At 32.9% G+C, this 17,354-nt stretch carries 14 protein-coding genes and 1 tRNA gene; 6 read left to right on the top strand and 9 right to left on the bottom strand.

Translation table 11 applies throughout. From position 1 onward, the window contains the following. Positions 1-16: 16 nt before the first annotated feature. The 3 genes from ABV008_RS12580 to ABV008_RS12570 all read right to left on the bottom strand — a co-directional run bounded on the left by ABV008_RS12580 (position 17) and on the right by ABV008_RS12570 (position 3,209). A complete protein-coding gene (locus ABV008_RS12580) occupies positions 17-1,516 on the bottom strand; it encodes a tripartite tricarboxylate transporter permease (protein ID WP_352420179.1) in 1,500 nt (499 codons plus the stop codon). Positions 1,517-1,546: 30 nt separating this feature from the next. Continuing rightward, positions 1,547-1,948, bottom strand: coding sequence for a tripartite tricarboxylate transporter TctB family protein (locus ABV008_RS12575; RefSeq protein WP_352420266.1), 402 nt, complete (start codon positions 1,946-1,948; stop codon positions 1,547-1,549). Positions 1,949-2,138: 190 nt separating this feature from the next. Then, positions 2,139-3,209, bottom strand: a complete 1,071-nt coding sequence (locus ABV008_RS12570) for a tripartite tricarboxylate transporter substrate binding protein (protein WP_352420178.1) — start codon at positions 3,207-3,209, stop codon at positions 2,139-2,141. Between the two features lie 377 nt (positions 3,210-3,586). Between ABV008_RS12570 and ABV008_RS12565 the strand changes: the two genes are divergently transcribed. Together ABV008_RS12565 and ABV008_RS12560 are read left to right on the top strand one after the other, a co-directional pair. Beyond that, positions 3,587-4,978 (top strand): SLC13 family permease, encoded by a 1,392-nt coding sequence (locus ABV008_RS12565; RefSeq protein ID WP_352420177.1) that lies wholly within the window; start codon positions 3,587-3,589, stop codon positions 4,976-4,978. Positions 4,979-5,105: 127 nt separating this feature from the next. Next, on the top strand, positions 5,106-6,176 hold the full coding sequence (locus ABV008_RS12560; protein WP_352420176.1) for a LacI family DNA-binding transcriptional regulator: 1,071 nt from the start codon (positions 5,106-5,108) through the stop codon (positions 6,174-6,176). 31 nt (positions 6,177-6,207) lie between these two features. Here the strand turns inward: ABV008_RS12560 and yihA are convergent, their stop codons facing one another. Together yihA and lon are read right to left on the bottom strand one after the other, a co-directional pair. Further along, positions 6,208-6,840, bottom strand: a complete 633-nt coding sequence (gene yihA, locus ABV008_RS12555) for a ribosome biogenesis GTP-binding protein YihA/YsxC (protein WP_352420175.1) — start codon at positions 6,838-6,840, stop codon at positions 6,208-6,210. Next, on the bottom strand, positions 6,830-9,184 hold the full coding sequence (gene lon / locus ABV008_RS12550; RefSeq protein ID WP_352420174.1) for an endopeptidase La: 2,355 nt from the start codon (positions 9,182-9,184) through the stop codon (positions 6,830-6,832). The genes yihA and lon overlap by 11 nt, the downstream gene beginning before the upstream one ends. A gap of 375 nt (positions 9,185-9,559) precedes the next feature. Here lon and speD point away from each other — a divergent pair, with 375 nt between their 5' ends. From speD to speB, 4 genes are read left to right on the top strand one after another with little or no spacing between them, the layout of a single operon-like run. Then, a complete protein-coding gene (gene speD / locus ABV008_RS12545) occupies positions 9,560-10,381 on the top strand; it encodes an adenosylmethionine decarboxylase (protein ID WP_352420173.1) in 822 nt (273 codons plus the stop codon). A gap of 18 nt (positions 10,382-10,399) precedes the next feature. Further along, positions 10,400-11,854, top strand: a complete 1,455-nt coding sequence (locus ABV008_RS12540) for an aminotransferase class I/II-fold pyridoxal phosphate-dependent enzyme (protein WP_352420172.1) — start codon at positions 10,400-10,402, stop codon at positions 11,852-11,854. A gap of 13 nt (positions 11,855-11,867) precedes the next feature. Then, on the top strand, positions 11,868-12,722 hold the full coding sequence (speE, locus tag ABV008_RS12535) for a polyamine aminopropyltransferase (RefSeq protein WP_352420171.1): 855 nt from the start codon (positions 11,868-11,870) through the stop codon (positions 12,720-12,722). Beyond that, positions 12,709-13,566: an agmatinase gene (gene speB, locus ABV008_RS12530; RefSeq protein ID WP_352420170.1), complete on the top strand. Its 858-nt coding sequence runs from the start codon at positions 12,709-12,711 to the stop codon at positions 13,564-13,566. Before speE ends, speB begins: the two co-directional genes overlap by 14 nt. A 23-nt stretch (positions 13,567-13,589) precedes the next feature. Here speB and clpX read toward each other — a convergent pair whose 3' ends face one another. The 4 genes from clpX to ABV008_RS12510 all read right to left on the bottom strand — a co-directional run bounded on the left by clpX (position 13,590) and on the right by ABV008_RS12510 (position 17,165). Beyond that, the gene (clpX, locus tag ABV008_RS12525; protein ID WP_352420169.1) at positions 13,590-14,864 is read right to left on the bottom strand and encodes an ATP-dependent Clp protease ATP-binding subunit ClpX; all 1,275 of its coding nucleotides are present in this window, start codon (positions 14,862-14,864) and stop codon (positions 13,590-13,592) included. A 21-nt stretch (positions 14,865-14,885) separates the two neighbouring features. Beyond that, entirely contained in the window at positions 14,886-15,470 is a 585-nt protein-coding gene (gene clpP, locus ABV008_RS12520; RefSeq protein WP_352420168.1) for an ATP-dependent Clp endopeptidase proteolytic subunit ClpP, read from the bottom strand. Positions 15,471-15,494: 24 nt separating this feature from the next. Further along, positions 15,495-16,781 (bottom strand): trigger factor, encoded by a 1,287-nt coding sequence (gene tig, locus ABV008_RS12515; RefSeq protein ID WP_352420167.1) that lies wholly within the window; start codon positions 16,779-16,781, stop codon positions 15,495-15,497. Between the two features lie 300 nt (positions 16,782-17,081). Next, a tRNA-Leu gene (locus tag ABV008_RS12510) sits at positions 17,082-17,165 on the bottom strand. Between the last annotated feature and the right edge of the window lie 189 nt (positions 17,166-17,354).

Below are 17,354 nucleotides of genomic sequence, written 5' to 3'. Positions count from 1 at the left end.
AAATATATGAATTTCCCTATGCAAGCTTTTCTTTCTTAAAAATTGATTTTTTAATTTTCTCAATTGAAATAAAGTTAGATAGAATAGAAAATACAACTGCTATAGTCAATACAATAGTAATTGGCTTGAAGAACAAATCTCCAACAATATTTTGAGACGAGCTAAGAAGTGACATTGCTCTTCTAAAATTAGAGTCCATTATTCCTCCTAATACTAATCCTAAAACCATAGGTGCAACCGAATAATCTCTTTTTCTCATGATAACTCCAACTATTCCAAAGATTAGCATTAATAGTATATCAAAAGTATTTGTACTAGCTGCGTATGAGCCTATAATACATAAAACAGAGACTATAGGAAATAAATGTCTTTGCTTAATAGTAGCAACTTTAGCCAATAATGGCGCTACTGTTAATCCTAGCGCTAAAATCATTATGCATCCTATAAAGCCTCCTGCAAGTATGACACTAAACATTTCAGGAGTTTCACTAAATAACAAAGGTCCTGGTCTAAGTCCATGAACATAAAAAGCTGATAGTATAACTGCTGTTACAGCATCTCCTGGAACAGCCAGTGTCAACATAGGTATTAGTGCTCCTCCAATACATCCATTATTGGCTGCCTCACTAGCTACAATTCCTTCAACAGCCCCTTCTCCAAAAGGTACCTTAGGATTTTTAGTAGTCTTTTTAGCTTGATCGTATGCAAGAAGTGATGCTACAGGACCGCCTGCTCCAGGGAGAGCACCAATAAATACTCCAATCAATGATGAACGTATTCCTAATGCCCAATGACTTAATGTTTCTCTTAGAGGTATCTTTTCTTTAGATACAGATAATGCTTCTAACTGTACAGATTTCTTGCCAATTTGATATAGTATCTCTGAAAGTCCAAAAAGTCCAATTAATGCAGGAATTATAGAAATACCTCTTTGTAAATTTACATTACCAAAAGTAAACCTTCCAATTCCCATTATCGGGTCCATACCAATAGTACTAATAAAAACTCCTATAAAGGCACTTATCATACCTTTTGTAAAATTCTTTGAAGTTAAAGAACCTACAGTAGTTAGCCCAAAGAGCGCTAATAAGAAATAATCTATTGGTGAAAATGCTAAAGCCAGTTTAGCAACTTGCTTTGCACTAATTGCTAATACAATTAATCCAATCATAGTACCTAAAAATGAATAATAAGCTGTAGTTTTAAGAGCTAATAAAGCTCTTCCCTTTTTGGCCATAGGATATCCATCTAAGGTTGTAGCTACAGAGGAAGGTGCTCCAGGAATATTTATCAAAATAGCTGTAACTGCTCCTGAATAAACCCCAACTGTAAATACTCCCATTATAAGAGCCATGGCACTATTTACTTCCCATGTAAAAGTAACAGATACTAATAAAGCCGTAGCCATAGTTACAGAAAGTCCTGGCATAGCTCCCACAAAAAGCCCTGCTACTGAGCCTGCAACTACGAGCATAATAAAATTAAGATCTATAACTGATAATATATCTTTAATCAAACTATTCAGCTCCTTTTCTTTCTTCTAAACTTATGGCAGAAAGACATCTAATAAATTTCCGAATAAATATTGTATAAGTAATGGGGTAACAATAGACATTGATGCTAGCAACCACCATTTTCTTTCTCCTAAGATCCATAGAAAGAAGAACAAATATATAATAGTAGATGGAAGGAAATGAATCTTTGGAAGAATAATTAAATATATAAAAGATAGCAATATAATAAGTAAAAACTGTTTCCAATTATCCATATTATCAGCTTCTTTTTTAGTATTAGAAGCTTTTATACCCTTAATTATTAAAGATATTGAAAATAGTAATACTAATACAGTAATGATTATAGGAAACAAAGCAGGCGATAATGCCCATGATTGATTATTGTGCAAAACAAAGGATTCCTTTATAAAGAAAATGCTTACTAATGAAAGCAGTAACCCTTCTAGAACTTCATTGTTTTTTAGAATTGAATTTCTGTTAATAGTAATCCCTCCCTAAACAATATTTTAATAGATAATTATAGACTTTAAATAATACCACCTATACTATGTAATTTCATTAGATAAATAGTTTTCTCCCTCTTATCGAAGAAGAGGGAGTGTTGTAATTGTTTTAGATAAATAATTATTCTTCAAATCTTTTTATTCCAAAATCTTCAGGGTTATTTTGTGCTACACCTGCATCATATAATAGCCACGAAGTAATCGATGTGAATTTAGCCCAATAATCATCTATTTCTTCTACAGTTAAATGATCCAAAGTCGTATATGATTGAGATTCAACAAATTCTTTCCACTCTGGCTCCTGAAGAGCTTTTTCAGCAGCTTCTATTAAAACATTCTTAACTTCATCCGAAGTTCCTTTTTTAACTAATAAACTATTAGGGAAATATAAAGGTAAGTATGGATCTGCCTCAGGAAGTACATCTGTCATAGGTGGAACGTCTGGTAATGCATCTGACTTCTTATTGTCAAATAAAGCTAATGCCCTTAAATCTCCTACCTTTAAATAATCCTTTACTGTGCCATAGTTTCCAAAAGTAAAGTCTACTTCTCCACTTATTGTTGCAATCATTGATGGATTTCCACCACCATATGGTGTCATTGATACGTCTAATCCTAATTGTTTAAATAAAAGACCTTGAATATGACCACTTGCACCAGGACCTGAATAAGACATTTTTATTTTTCCAGGATTAGCTTTAATATCAGCTACTAACTCTTCAAAAGTATTGTATGGTGAATTTTTAGGAACTACAACTACCTTTAAATCTTGAATCAACATCTTTAATGCATCAAAATCACTAAATCCTAATTTACTAGTTCCCATTACTTGAAATACTGCAGGAGTTTCTGCTGAGAATAATACAGTATAACCATCATTAGGTTCTCCATGGGCAAATTCTGTACCTATAGCTCCAGAAGCGCCTTCCTTGTTAACTACAGTAATAGGTTGTCCTAAATTCTTCTCAAATAAAGGTGCAAAAACTCTTGCTACTCTGTCAGTAATTCCACCTGCTGACCAAGGAACAATTAATGTTATTTTTTTGCTTGGAAAATCAGTTTTACTTTCTGAGCTATCAGCTACTTTTTGATTTGAGTTTTCTGGAGTATTAGAATTTCCTCCTGTACTACATCCAACTAAACTTACTAAAATAATCAGTGTTACCATAAGTAAAGCAATAAATTTTTTCATAAGACAAATCTCCCTCCAATATTCTTTTTACTATGTGTTTAGCAAACGTTTTCTGCAATTTCAGTATAAAGTAGCAAACTAGATTTGTCAATAGCTTTTATAAAAATTCTCTTTTTAAATTGTTAGCACCTAATTTTTCAAGCTTTTGATGGTTTTGGAGAAAGTTGTTGTCAAACTAATAATTTTGTTATATACTTAATATTGCTGAAACTTAGCAAACGTTTGCTGAATCGATAATTAGTTTTCTCACATCATCAACTTAAAAATCATTAATTAATATGTCATGATAAAAGTCTTGAAAAAACACAGTCTTCATATATTCTATATTCAAAATATTGGTTAATGATTTATTATATACATATGAAAGGTGGTATGAAATGTCGGCTTTGAACAAACATAAACAGCAAATTGGTTTTATTGCTGGGATTTTGGTGGCAATAATTATATGGAATATAAACTTAAATGGCATTCCCCCTGAAGGGCAAAAGTGTCTAGCCTTAAGTTTAATGACTGTGATTTTTTGGGCAACGAAGGTAACTAATGCAGGTTATTCATCAATTTTGTTCTTAGTTAGTTTAGTTGTGCTCAAGGTTGCACCCTCTAATGATGTTTTCTCTCTTTGGACTACATCCACTATTTATTTAGTAATTGGGGCATATTTGATATCAGATGCTGTAAACAAATCGGGCCTCGGTGAAAGAATTGCTTATATGTTTATTTTGAAATATGTTAATTCTTTTAAAAGTATAATAATATCCTCCTTTGTGCTTCAGATTATTCTAGGTTTATTAATACCTCATCCATGGCCGAGAGCTTTTTTAGTACTTTCAGTTATGCATGTGATAATCAAAAGTGCGAATCTCGAAAAAAAAGATGCTGCAATTATTGGTTTTACAGTATTTGCTGCTTCAGTGCCTACAGCTATGATATTTTTAACAGCTGACAGTACAATAAATATAATTGCAGTTACTTTTTCTGGACAAGATTTAGGTTGGCTTGGCTGGCTTTATCAAATGGGAGTTCCTGCATTAGCAGCTAGCATTTTTACTTGTATACTTATACTTATATTATTTAAACCAAGTAAAAAGTTTAGTATAGATAAAACAGTAATTCAAAATAAGCTTTCTGCATTAGGTAATATAACATCTTTAGAGAAAAGAACAATTTTTTGGGTAGTTGTTGCAATAGCTTTTTGGATGACTGACTCATGGCACGGAATTGATTTAGGTTGGATTACTATTATTATATCAATAATGATGAGCATGCCAGTTATAGGTAATGTTATTACAGCAGAGTCATGGAAGACTGTTCCAATAGATACACTTTTGTTCTTAACAGCTGCCTTGGCTATAGGCAAAGTTGGTGGTGTTACTGGTATGAATAGCTGGATTGCTTCGGTTATTTTACCTTCCCAAATGCCATCTAATATCTTTGTTTTAGCCTTGTTAATTGTAACAGTATCTATAGCTCTTCATATGGTTTTAGGAAGTGTTATGGCAGTAATGGGTATTGCAATTCCAGCTTTTTTAGATTATTTTGCTTCATCATCATTAAATCCTCTAGTTCCTGTGTTACTAGTATATACTTCAGTAGCATTTCATTACATTTTGCCATATCAGCATATGACTATGCTTGTAGGATTAGGTGAAGATTTTGGTATGTATGATGATACCCATGTTATTAAAATGGGTATTCCTCTAACTGCTGTTGTTTATATTACAGTTCTTTTAGTTCAAATACCTTGGTGGCATATTACTGGTTTATTATAATTGAAGCTTATTTTATTTCACTAACAATTCTGACTCAGGATTGCTTTTAAGCCAAAAAATTTACATAAAAGCAAATATATGCTATAATTACTTAGATATATAATTGTTTTTTTATAGGAGTATGAGTATGGAAAAAATTATTACTATTAAAGATGTAGCTGAATGCGCTAATGTTTCTATATCAACTGTTTCTAGAGTGTTGAATGGTAAAACCAGCGTTAAGCCCGAACTTAAGAAAGCAGTTTGGAAGGCTGTAGAACAATTAAATTATAAGCCTAATGCTGCTGCTCGTTTTATGAAAGGTCAAAAAACAGGAACAATCGGATTGCTTGTTCCTGACATAGCAAATCCTTTTTATAGTGGTATACTGGCAGGAGCAATAACTCGTGCTCAAGATAGTTATCATACATTAATGGTTTCTTCTTCAAATGGAAGCTTGGATCAAGAAAAAAAGTCGCTAGAGCATTTATCACGCTCTGTATTAGATGGCTTAATCTATTGTCCTGTAGCAAGAAATGAAGCATTTACAGAGATTGAATACTTTAAAAACATTCCTGTTGTCATTGCTTTCCGTAGAAATATAATTTCAAATAGACCTCACGTGTATGCTGATAATATAAAGGGCGGTTATATTGCTACAAAATATATGCTGAGACTAAAACGAAAGCGTATTTGCTTTTTAGCAGGATTTTGGAATCCTCCATGTGATTCAAGCAATATATTGAAAATGTCTTCATCCCCAGAATCAGGATTTTATACAACTCTGGATAGATTTAAAGGTTATATTCAAGCTTTAGAAGAAGAAGGTATACCCTTTGATCCTTCATTAGTTTTTATATGCAAGTATGATCACATATCAGGGTACAACGCTGCTAAAAAAGTTATAGCAGATTCAATTGATATAGATGGATTACTTGCACCAAATGATTTAGTTGCTTCAGGTGTTATAAAACTACTGTCAGAACAAGGGATATCTGTTCCTCATGATATTTCAGTTATTGGTTATGACGATGGGTTAATCGCACCTATTATTACTCCTTCTTTGACTTCTGTAAAGCAAAGTTCAGAAGAAATAGGAGTAAAATCTGTTGACTTAATGCTTAATTTGCTAGATGGTAAGGAAGTCAATGATTATGTAGTGGATGTTAGTTTATCTATAAGAAATTCAACTTCTTTTTTAAAGAATCATAATGACTAGGTTGGCTGTATAAAACAAAACCGAGGGAAAATTACTCATCCTCGGTTTGTGTTTTATCTAAGCTAATCTTTTCTTCATGCATTTCCAACATACTCTCTATAGTCTCCCACACCTTTTCTAAATTTAATTTCTTAGATGCAGAAAAAGGTATGATTAGGCTAGTATTTTCAACCTCTAATTTTTTCTTAATAATGCTTACATATTTTTGCCATTGACCTTTTGATATTTTATCTGCCTTTGTGGCTATGATGTAGCCTTTGTAGCCGAAGGATTTTATCCAGTCGTACATCATTTTGTCATGCTCACCAGGCTCATGTCTTATGTCTAGCAGGAGCACTACTTCCTTAAGGCTTTGCCTGCTTGTAAGATATTTTTCTATCATATTTGCCCATTTTTGTCTCTCGGCTACAGATACTTTTGCATATCCGTATCCAGGCAGGTCAACTATTCTAAAGTCTCCATTTATATTATAGAAATTTATAGTTTGAGTTTTTCCTGGCTGTCCACTTGTTCTAGCAAAATTATTTCTATTTATTAGAGTATTTATTAGAGAAGATTTTCCTACATTTGATCTTCCTGCTAGTGCAATTTCTGTTATGCCTTCTTCTGGATACTGAGAGGGCTTTCCAGTTACTGCCTCTAATTCAGCTTTTCTAATTCTCATTATTATCATCCTCTTTAACTAAGGCATGGCTTAAGACTTCGTCCATAGTCTTCACAAATACAAACTCCATTTTTCTCCTTACCTTGTCTGGAATTTCTTCTAAATCTTTTTTGTTATCCATTGGGAGAAGAACCTTAGTTATACCTGCTCTATTAGCTGCTAATACTTTTTCTTTAACTCCACCAATAGGAAGAACTCTTCCCCTTAATGTAATTTCTCCTGTCATAGCTACATTTCTGTTTACTGGTATATTTGAAAGCGCAGATATAACCGCTGTAGCTATAGTAATACCTGCAGATGGTCCATCCTTTGGAATAGCACCTTCTGGCACGTGTATATGAATATCTTTTTCTTTATAGAAGTTTTCATCAATTTTAAGTTCAGCTGCCTTTGACCTTATATAGCTGATTCCAGCCATAGCTGATTCCTTCATCACATCTCCTAGCTGCCCTGTAAGCTGAAGCTTTCCAGTTCCAGGCATAGGTGTAACCTCTATAGATAAAGTTTCTCCACCTACTGTAGTCCAAGCTAACCCAGTAGCTATACCTACTTGGTTTTCTTCTTGAGCTTTCTCATGCCTGTATCTTGGAATCCCTAGGTATTTGTTTAAGTTCCCGCTATTAATTCTTACAGTATTTACACTATCTTCCACGATTTTCTTGGCAGCCTTTCTACATAGATTTGCAATATTTCTTTCAAGATTCCTTACTCCTGACTCCCTAGTATAATTGTTTATTATATCTCTTATAGTATTTTCAGATATATGAACATTTTCCTCTTTTAAACCATGCTCCTTCATTTGCTTAGGCAATAAATACCTAATAGCTATCTGAAGCTTTTCTTCCTCTGTATAACCTGAAATCCTAATGACCTCCATCCTATCAAGAAGTGGACCTGGTATAGATGCAGTTGTGTTTGCTGTAGTTATAAACATTACCTTTGAAAGATCAAAAGGAGCTTCAAGGAAATGATCTGTAAAAGTATTATTTTGCTCAGGATCTAATACTTCTAATAGAGCTGAAGCAGGATCTCCCCTAAAGTCACTATTCAGTTTATCTATCTCATCAAAAAGAAACACAGGATTTTTTGAACTGACCTTCTTAATAGATGATACTATTCTTCCAGGAATAGCACCTACATAAGTTCTTCTATGTCCTCTTATTTCCGCTTCGTCTCTCACCCCGCCTAAGGACATTCTAACAAATTTTCTATTAAGTGATTTTGCTATTGATTTAGCAATAGATGTCTTACCTACTCCAGGAGGTCCTACTAGGCATAGTATAGGTCCTTTAATTCCTTTTGCCAGCTTTCTAACTGCCAAATATTCTAGTATTCTTTCTTTTACATCATCAAGCCCATAATGGTCCGCGTCAAGTATTTCTCTTGATTTTTTAATATCAACCCTATCCTTAGTTTCTTTATCCCAAGGTAGTTCTACAATCCAGTCAAGATAAGTTCTGATAACACCTGTTTCAGCAGATGAAGGAGATAGCTTAAGGAGTCTATCAACTTCTTTAAGAGCCTTTTCTTTTACTTCTTCAGGCATTTTTATGTTTTCTATCTTTTCCCTGTAGTTATCTACTTCTTCTAAAAGTTCATCATCTTCTCCAAGTTCATATTGTATAGCTTTTAATTGTTCTCTTAAATAATATTCTTTTTGTACTTTATTTATCTGTTTCTTAACTCTTTGGCTTATTTTTTCTTCTAGCTTTAATATTTCTATTTCTTCACCTAATATGACTTGCAAGGTTTCCAGACGCTTGTAAGGATGAAAAGCTTCAAGAATTTTTTGCTTGTTTTCAAGTGTTAAAAACATATAGGATGCAATCACATCTGCTAATCTACCAGGTTCTTCTATTTTTGATACATTTACAAGTGCCTCCGCAGATACTCTATTTCCTATGCCTATGTAATCCTCAAATGAGTCAATTACCATTCTCATAAGAGCTTCTATCTTTTTATCTTTTATGATTTCCTCATTATAAATTAACTCTTCTATTGCTACTTCAAAATAAGGCTCTTCCATAATAATTTCAGTTACTTTAGCCCTGTTAATTCCTTCTACTAATACTCTTATATTGTCCCCTGGTAACTTCAATAATTGTTTTATTTTACATACTGTTCCAACATGATAAAAATCATCAGTACTAGGTACATCTATGTCAGCTTCTTTTTGAGCTGTTAAAAATATTAAGGAATCATTAACCATTGCTTCTTCTAAAGCATTTATTGACTTATCTCTTCCCACATCAAAATGGACAACCATATAAGGAAATATAGAAAGCCCTCTTAATGGTATCAGTGGTATATTTCTCTTTTCTACTTTATAGTTCTGCTTTTCCATGTTCTCAACTCCCTTTGACACTATGTTTATCTATAGGTATTTTTATGTAAATCTTAAATTATATTTTGTTGATTGAGTCTATTATAAATGTTACCCTAAACAATAGTATATAGTCAATATTTGTTTATATTATTCTAACCTTTATTCTAACATATATATTCTATATTTGATAAAAATATTGACAAAGGAATAATAATGTCTTTTTGAAAGAAGATATATAAAAAGGGTATGTATAATACAGGTAAAAAAAACAAAAAAATTAGCAGAAAAAGCCTAGTTCTTTTATTGGTTTTACCGCAATATTTGCTTGCATATTCGGATAATTTTATATATAATTATGTAGATTTTTATAAATATATAAAAGAAAGGTTGCTGATGATAGGGTTGAAAGAGAATAAATTAACGCTTTATGGTTTTAATAACCTGACTAAGACACTTAGTTTTAATATCTATGATGTCTGCTATGCAAAAACAGAAAGAGATAAGCAGGATTATATTGCTTATATCGATGAACAATATAACTCTGAACGTCTTACTAAAATTCTATGTGAAGTAACTGAAATAATAGGTGCTCATGTGCTAAATATTTCTAAGCAGGATTATGAACCTCAGGGAGCAAGTGTTACTATTCTCATTACTGAGGAGGCTATTCCAGTCCATGTAATTGATCCAAGCTGTAATAAGGGCAATTTAAATTGTGTCGCTTTGAGAGATAGCGTTGTGGGACACTTAGACAAAAGTCATGTGACTGTGCATACCTACCCAGAATTTCACCCTGATAATGATATAACAACATTTAGAGTTGATATTGATGTGTCTACCTGTGGTACTATTTCTCCTCTAAATGCTCTAAATCATCTTATAGCGAGCTTCGACTCTGATGTCATGACTATTGACTATAGGGTTAGGGGCTTTACAAGAGATGTTGAAGGAAATAAATATTACATGGATCATGAAATAAATTCTATACAGAATTTTATAGATAAAGATACTTTAAATCAATATGATGCAATTGACGTTAATGTTTATCAGTCAAATATTTTTCACACAAAAATGATGTTAAGTGAGATAAATTTAAGCAATTATCTATTTAACAAAGATGTTCGCGAGCTTTCTCCTAATGAGCGCCGCGAAATCAGAGATAAAATTTCTCGTGAAATGATTGAAATTTATTATGGAATGAATATCTATAGATAAATGGAGGGTGATGACTAAATGAATAAATTAAAACATGAATCTGCACCTATCCATGATGCTTTAATTGATTATAGAAACACAAGAATAGTCTCCTTTGACGTACCAGGTCACAAACAAGGAAAAGGCAATACTATGCTTAGAGACTTTCTCGGAGACAAGTGTCTTTCTGTTGATGTGAATTCAATGAAGCCTCTTGATAATCTTAATCATCCTACATCTGTTATAAAGGATGCAGAAGAATTAGCTGCAGATGCATTTAATTGTGATAGAGCATTTTTTATGGTAAATGGTACATCTTCTGCTGTACAAGCAATGATTATGAGTGCATGTAAAGAAGGAGAAAAAATAATTATGCCTAGAAATGTTCATCGAAGCGCAATTAATGCAGTTATTTTAAATGGCGCTATTCCCATATATGTTAGCCCAGGAATAAACAAAACTCTAGGTATTCCTTTAGGAATGTCTGTAAAAGATGTTGAAAAAGCAGTAGCTGAAAATCCTGATGCTAAAGCTATCTTTGTTAATAACCCTACCTATTATGGGGTTTGCTCAGATCTAAAAAGCATTATAGATATTGCACATAAGAATAATATGCTAATTCTTGCAGATGAGGCTCATGGGACACATTTTTATTTTGGAGAAAATCTCCCACCTGCTGCTATGCATTTAGGAGCAGACATGTCTGCTGTTAGTGTGCATAAAACAGGAGGTTCATTGACGCAAAGTTCTTTACTACTAGCCAATACAAAAAGAATAAATCCTGACTATGTAAGGACCATAATAAATATGACACAAACCACTAGTGGGTCTTATCTATTGTTGTCCTCACTTGATATTGCTCGTAAAAACCTTGCATTAAATGGCAAAGATATATTTGCAAGAGTATTGGAGCTTTCAGAATATGCTAGAAATGAAATAAACGCAGTCGGCGGATACTATGCTTTTTCAGAGGAAATTATAAATGGTGATAGTACTTATGATTTTGATAGAACTAAGCTTAGTGTCCACACTTTAAATATAGGTCTTGCAGGTATTGAGGTATATGATATACTACGTGATGACTATTCAATTCAATTAGAGTTTGGGGATTTGGCTAATTTCTTAGCAATTATTTCTGTAGGTGATACCTATTTTGCTATTGAAAGATTAGTATCCGCTCTTTCAGAAATAAAAAGAACTCACTCAAAAAGTAAAACTAATATGATTGATCATGAATATATATCACCTGTAATAAAAGTTTCTCCAAAAACAGCATTTTATGCTAAGAAAAAGAAAATTAAAATACGGGAAAGTGTTGGTAAAATTAGTGGAGAATCTATAATGTGCTATCCACCAGGAATACCTATCTTAGCTCCTGGAGAAATGATAACAAAGGAATCATTAGACTATATTTTATACTCAAAAGATATAGGATGCCTTGTAACAGGAATGGAAGATATGGAACTTGGTTATATAAATGTTTTAGATATATAGGGAGGTGTATTTAGTGGAATTATGGTATACAGAAGAACATACTGACACAGTAAGATTTTCAATAAAAATAAAAGAACAGCTATACAGTAAGGAAAGTCCTTTCCAACAAATAGATGTTTTTGACTCAGAAGAGTTTGGAAGATTTTTCACTCTTGATGGATTGATGATGGTAACTGAGAAGGACGAATTCATTTATCATGATATGATAGTTCACGTTCCTATGGCAGCAAAGCCGGACATTAAAAATGTCCTTGTTATAGGAGCAGGTGATGGCGGAACTGTTAGAGAATTAACTAGATATAGTTCAATTGAAAAAATAGATATGGTAGAAATTGATAAGTTAGTCGTTGATGTCTGCAAAGAGTTTCTTCCACAAACTGCAGCTAAATTCGATGATCCAAGAGTCACATTGTATTTTGAAGATGGACTTAAGTTCGTTCGTTCAAAAGAAAATGAATATGACCTTATTATTGTAGATTCAACAGATCCTATTGGTCCAGGTGAAGGTCTATTTACAAGAGAGTTCTATGGAAATTGTTATAAGGCACTAAATGATGAAGGAGTTTTAGTTAATCAACACGAAAGTCCATACTATAACGAATATGCAAACTCAATGAAAAGGGCTCACAAGAGAATAAGAGAACTTTTCCCTATTTGTAAGGTCTATCAAGCACATATTCCTACATATCCATCAGGTCACTGGCTTTTTGGTTTTGCATCAAAAAAAGTTGATCCTGTTAATGATTTAGATGCTAATAGATGGAATGCTTTAGGAATAAAAACTAAATATTATAACACAGAACTTCATAAAGGCTCTTTTGCATTACCAAATTACGTAAAGGAAATGATTGAAAATGACAATAAATAAGAACACTTTAAATTTTATAGGCTGTGATAAAACATATGAAGAGGCAGATATTGTGCTTTTCGGTGCACCTTATGATGGAACTACATCATATAGACCTGGAACTAGATTTGCTGCCAAAGCAATGAGATCAGACAGTATTTTAGGTTTTGAAACCTATAGTCCATATCAGGATAAAGATTTAAGTGAAATATCTGTATTTGACTATGGTGACTTGGTTCTTCCTTATGGAGGACCTGAGCAAATATTAGATATTATCTCCAATTTTACTAAAGATGTTTTAATAGATAATAAAATACCTGTAATGATTGGTGGAGAACATCTAGTAACTTTAGGAACTGTAAGAGCCATAGTAGAAAAATATCCTGAGCTACATGTTATTCACTTTGATGCTCATACAGATTTACGCCATGAATTTTTCGGAAAAGAACTATCTCATGCAACTGTAATGAGAAGAGTATGGGATCTTGTAGGAGACGGAAAGATATTTCAAATGGGTATTCGTTCTGGTGACAAAACAGAGTTTGAATGGGCTAAGGAACATCTTCATCAAAATAGATATAATTGTGATGATATTGATTATATTGTTGAGAAAACTAAAGGAAAACCAGTCTACGTTACTATTGACTTAGATGTATTGGATCCTTCTGTTTTCCCTGGTACAGGAACACCTGAACCTGGTGGAGTAGATTACTCTACACTACTAAATTGTATATTAAAAATGTCTGAGTTAAATATTGTAGGTGCAGATATTAATGAGCTATCTCCACACTATGATCCAAGTGGAGCTTCAACTGCTGTAGCTATAAAGACTTTAAGAGAGTTATTGTTAGTTATGCATAAGTAAAAACCCGCAAATTGCGGGTTTTTTTATGCTGTTTCTTCTTTATTAGATTTTTTAGTTTTCTTCTTTTTTCTCTTATCAGAAAGAACAAGGGTAGGTTCTTTCCTGTTTAATATTGTATCTTTTGTAATAACACATTTTTCAATATCTTCCCTAGAAGGTATATCATACATTATGTCCAACATTACTTCTTCCAGTATTCCTCTAAGGCCTCTTGCGCCAGATTTTCTCTCTATAGCCTTTTCAGCCACTACTTCTAAGGCTTCATCATCTATTTCCAGCTCTACACCATCCATACTAAATAACTCTTTATATTGTTTAACAAGAGCATTTTTAGGCTTAGTTAATATTTCTATTAGAGCCTCTTTATCTAGAAGATTTAGGGTAACCATAACTGGAAGTCTACCTACAAACTCTGGAATTAGGCCAAACTTAAGCAAATCCTCAGGTTGTAAGTGTTTTAATACCTCTCCTAAATCCTTTATATCTTTACTTTGTATATCGGCACCAAATCCCATGGATTTTTTACCTATTCTTCTTTGGATAATATTTTCTAGTCCATCAAATGCCCCACCTACTATAAATAAAATATTAGTAGTATCTATCTGGATAAACTCTTGGTGTGGGTGTTTTCTGCCACCTTGTGGAGGAACACTAGCTACTGTTCCTTCAAGAATTTTAAGTAAGGCCTGCTGAACTCCTTCACCACTTACATCTCTAGTTATAGATGGATTCTCTGACTTTCTAGCAATTTTATCTATCTCGTCAATATATACTATACCTTTTTCTGCTCTTTCTATATCATAATCAGCAGCTTGAATAAGCTTTAGCAATATATTTTCAACATCTTCTCCTACATATCCTGCTTCAGTAAGAGACGTAGCATCTGCAATAGCAAAAGGAACATTAAGTATCCTTGCTAATGTTTGTGCTAATAAGGTCTTCCCTGAACCAGTAGGTCCAATCATAACTATGTTACTTTTTTGTAGTTCTATATCATCAGATGCTGATTTCCTATTGATTCTCTTATAGTGATTATATACTGCAACAGCTAAAGCCCTTTTTGCTCTATCTTGTTTCACTACATACTCATCCAAAACCTTCTTTATATCTTCAGGTTTTGGTAGTTCCTTCATCTCAAGTTCAAAAGTATCTTCAAATTCCTCATCAATTATTTCCTGACATAACTCAATACATTCATCACAAATATATACATTAGGTCCTGCGACAAGTCTTCTTACCTGTTCTTGAGATTTACCACAAAATGAACACTTAAGCTGCTTTTCTTCATATTTTGGCATGGTTCACCTCTCCTAACAAACTTATTTCCTAAATGCTATCACTTCATCTATTATACCATATTCTTTGGCTTCTTCGGCAGACATAAAATTATCTCTGTCTGTATCTTTTGCAATTTTATCTAGAGGTTGCCCAGTCCTATCACTTAATATCTTGTTTATTTGATCTCTTGATTTTAATATTCTCTCAGCATGAATTTTAATGTCTTCAGCTTGACCTCTAGTACCACCTAAAGGCTGATGTATCATTATTTCAGCATTTGGAAGAGCGTATCTCTTCCCTTTAGCTCCTGCTGTAAGTAAAAATGCACCCATGCTTGCTGCCATACCAATGCATATAGTTGAAACATCTGGTTTAATATATTGCATTGTATCATATATAGCAAAGCCTGAGGTAATAGATCCTCCAGGACTGTTTATATATAACTGAATATCTTTGTCTGGATCCTCGGCTTCAAGAAACAAAAGTTGTGCTACTACAAGGCTGGCAGTAACGTCATTAATTTCATCGCTAATAAAAACGATTCTTTCCTTTAAAAGTCTTGAATAAATATCATATGATCTTTCCCCTCTGTTTGTTTGCTCAACAACCATTGGAACTAAAGCCATGTTATCTCCTCCCTGATTGACTTATTAAGACAATTTAGCTTCTTTTACTAAAAACTCAATTGTCTTTCTCTTAATTATACCCTTCTTAATATACTCTAAATCGTCGCCTTTTATGTTTCCCTTTAACTTTTCAACATCTTGATTATATTGTTTAGCAATATTTTCAAGCTCTTCATTTAATTCTTCTTCTGTAGAGTCTATTCCTTCTTTTTCAGATATAGCTTCTAATATTAAATCAACTTTTACTAATTTTTCAGCATTAGGTTTAAATTGGTTTCTTAAATCTTCAATTCCTGTACCAGTTAATTCTAAGTATTTTTCAAATTCTAATCCTTGGTATCTTAACCTATATGCAAAATCATTTATATCATCATCTACTTGTCTGTCAATCATAACCTCTGGAATATCCACTTCGCATGCATCTGCTATTTTTTCTACTACCTTGTTTTCATTTTCTGCTTTTGCTCTATCTTCTGCTTGTTTTTGAAGTCTGTTCTTTATATCATTTTTTAGCTCATCTAGTGTATCAAATTCGCTTACATCCTTTGCGAATTCATGGTCTAGAGCTGGTAATTCTTTTTCTTTGATTTCATGTATTACAACTTTGAAAATAGCATCTTTACCTGATAATTCCTCTGCATGATATTCTTCTGGGAATGTAACCTTTACTTCTACTTCTTCTTCTTTATTTTTTCCTATAAGCTGCTCTTCAAATCCAGGAATAAATCTGCCAGATCCAATTTCAAGAGGTTGGTTCTGTGCTGTTCCTCCCTCAAATTGCTCTTCTCCAACAAATCCTGAGTAGTCAATAGTTAAGATATCGCCTTGTTTTACTGGTCTATCTCCAGCATCTATAATTCTTGCGTTCCTCTCTTGCATTCTCTTTAATTCAGCTTCTAATTCCTCTTCTGTAACATTATACTCTGACTTTTCAACTTCTATACCCTTGTACTCGCCAAGTTTAACCTCAGGCTTTACAGTAACATCAGCTGTAAATACTACTGGTTTTCCTTTTTCAATTTCTTCAATATCAATAGATGGTCTATCTACAGGATCAAGTTTAAGTTCATCTATAGCTTTATCATATGCTTCAGGGAATACAATGTTTATTGCATCTTCATAAAAAACTCCTTCTCCATAATTCATTTCAATTATCTTTCTAGGAGCTTTTCCCTTTCTAAACCCTGGAATATTAAATCTTGACTTATTTTTTAAATAAGCTTGTTGAACTCCTTTTTCAAATGTTTCTGCGTCTACTTCAATTTTTAAAGTGACAATATTACCTTCTTTTTTTACAAATGTTGAACTCATTAATTTTCCTCCTTAAACCTTTATATTAGTCTCTTTGATTCACACGTATTTATATCATTGACAAATAATCGAAAGTAATTTTATAGGCTGATGTCTATGTATAGTGTGAATGTAAAAATTTAAAATAATACCTATATACCGCAAATAGTGTTAATGTCTTTTTATGTTACAATTAGCATAAAATCGTCAAATATATAATTAACCACTATATTATATCATAAATTCTTCCCATGTCCAATTATGCCATACATTTTTTAAAAAATATATAAAAAAACCAATGGAATATACCATTGGCTGTTGTGGTGCGGGAGAGAGGACTTGAACCCCCACGTCTATGACACTAGATCCTAAGTCTAGCGCGTCTGCCAGTTCCGCCACTCCCGCGTGTTTTGTTTTTCTTACCGACAAAATCTATTATACCACGTACAGTATTAAAGTCAATAATTTTTTTAAAATTTTTTATGGGAATTTATTACAACAATTCAGCAATATGCAATGGAATATGCAATGGAATATGCAATGGAATATGCAATGGAATATGCAATGGGGACGGTTCGAGACCACTGAAAAAGT

Origin of the sequence: Proteiniborus sp., assembly GCF_040308045.1 — a bacterium.
Lineage (GTDB): Bacteria > Bacillota > Clostridia > Tissierellales > Proteiniboraceae > Proteiniborus.
Note: the sequence above shows the minus strand (reverse complement) of the source record. Positions and strands in the feature narration are given on the sequence as shown.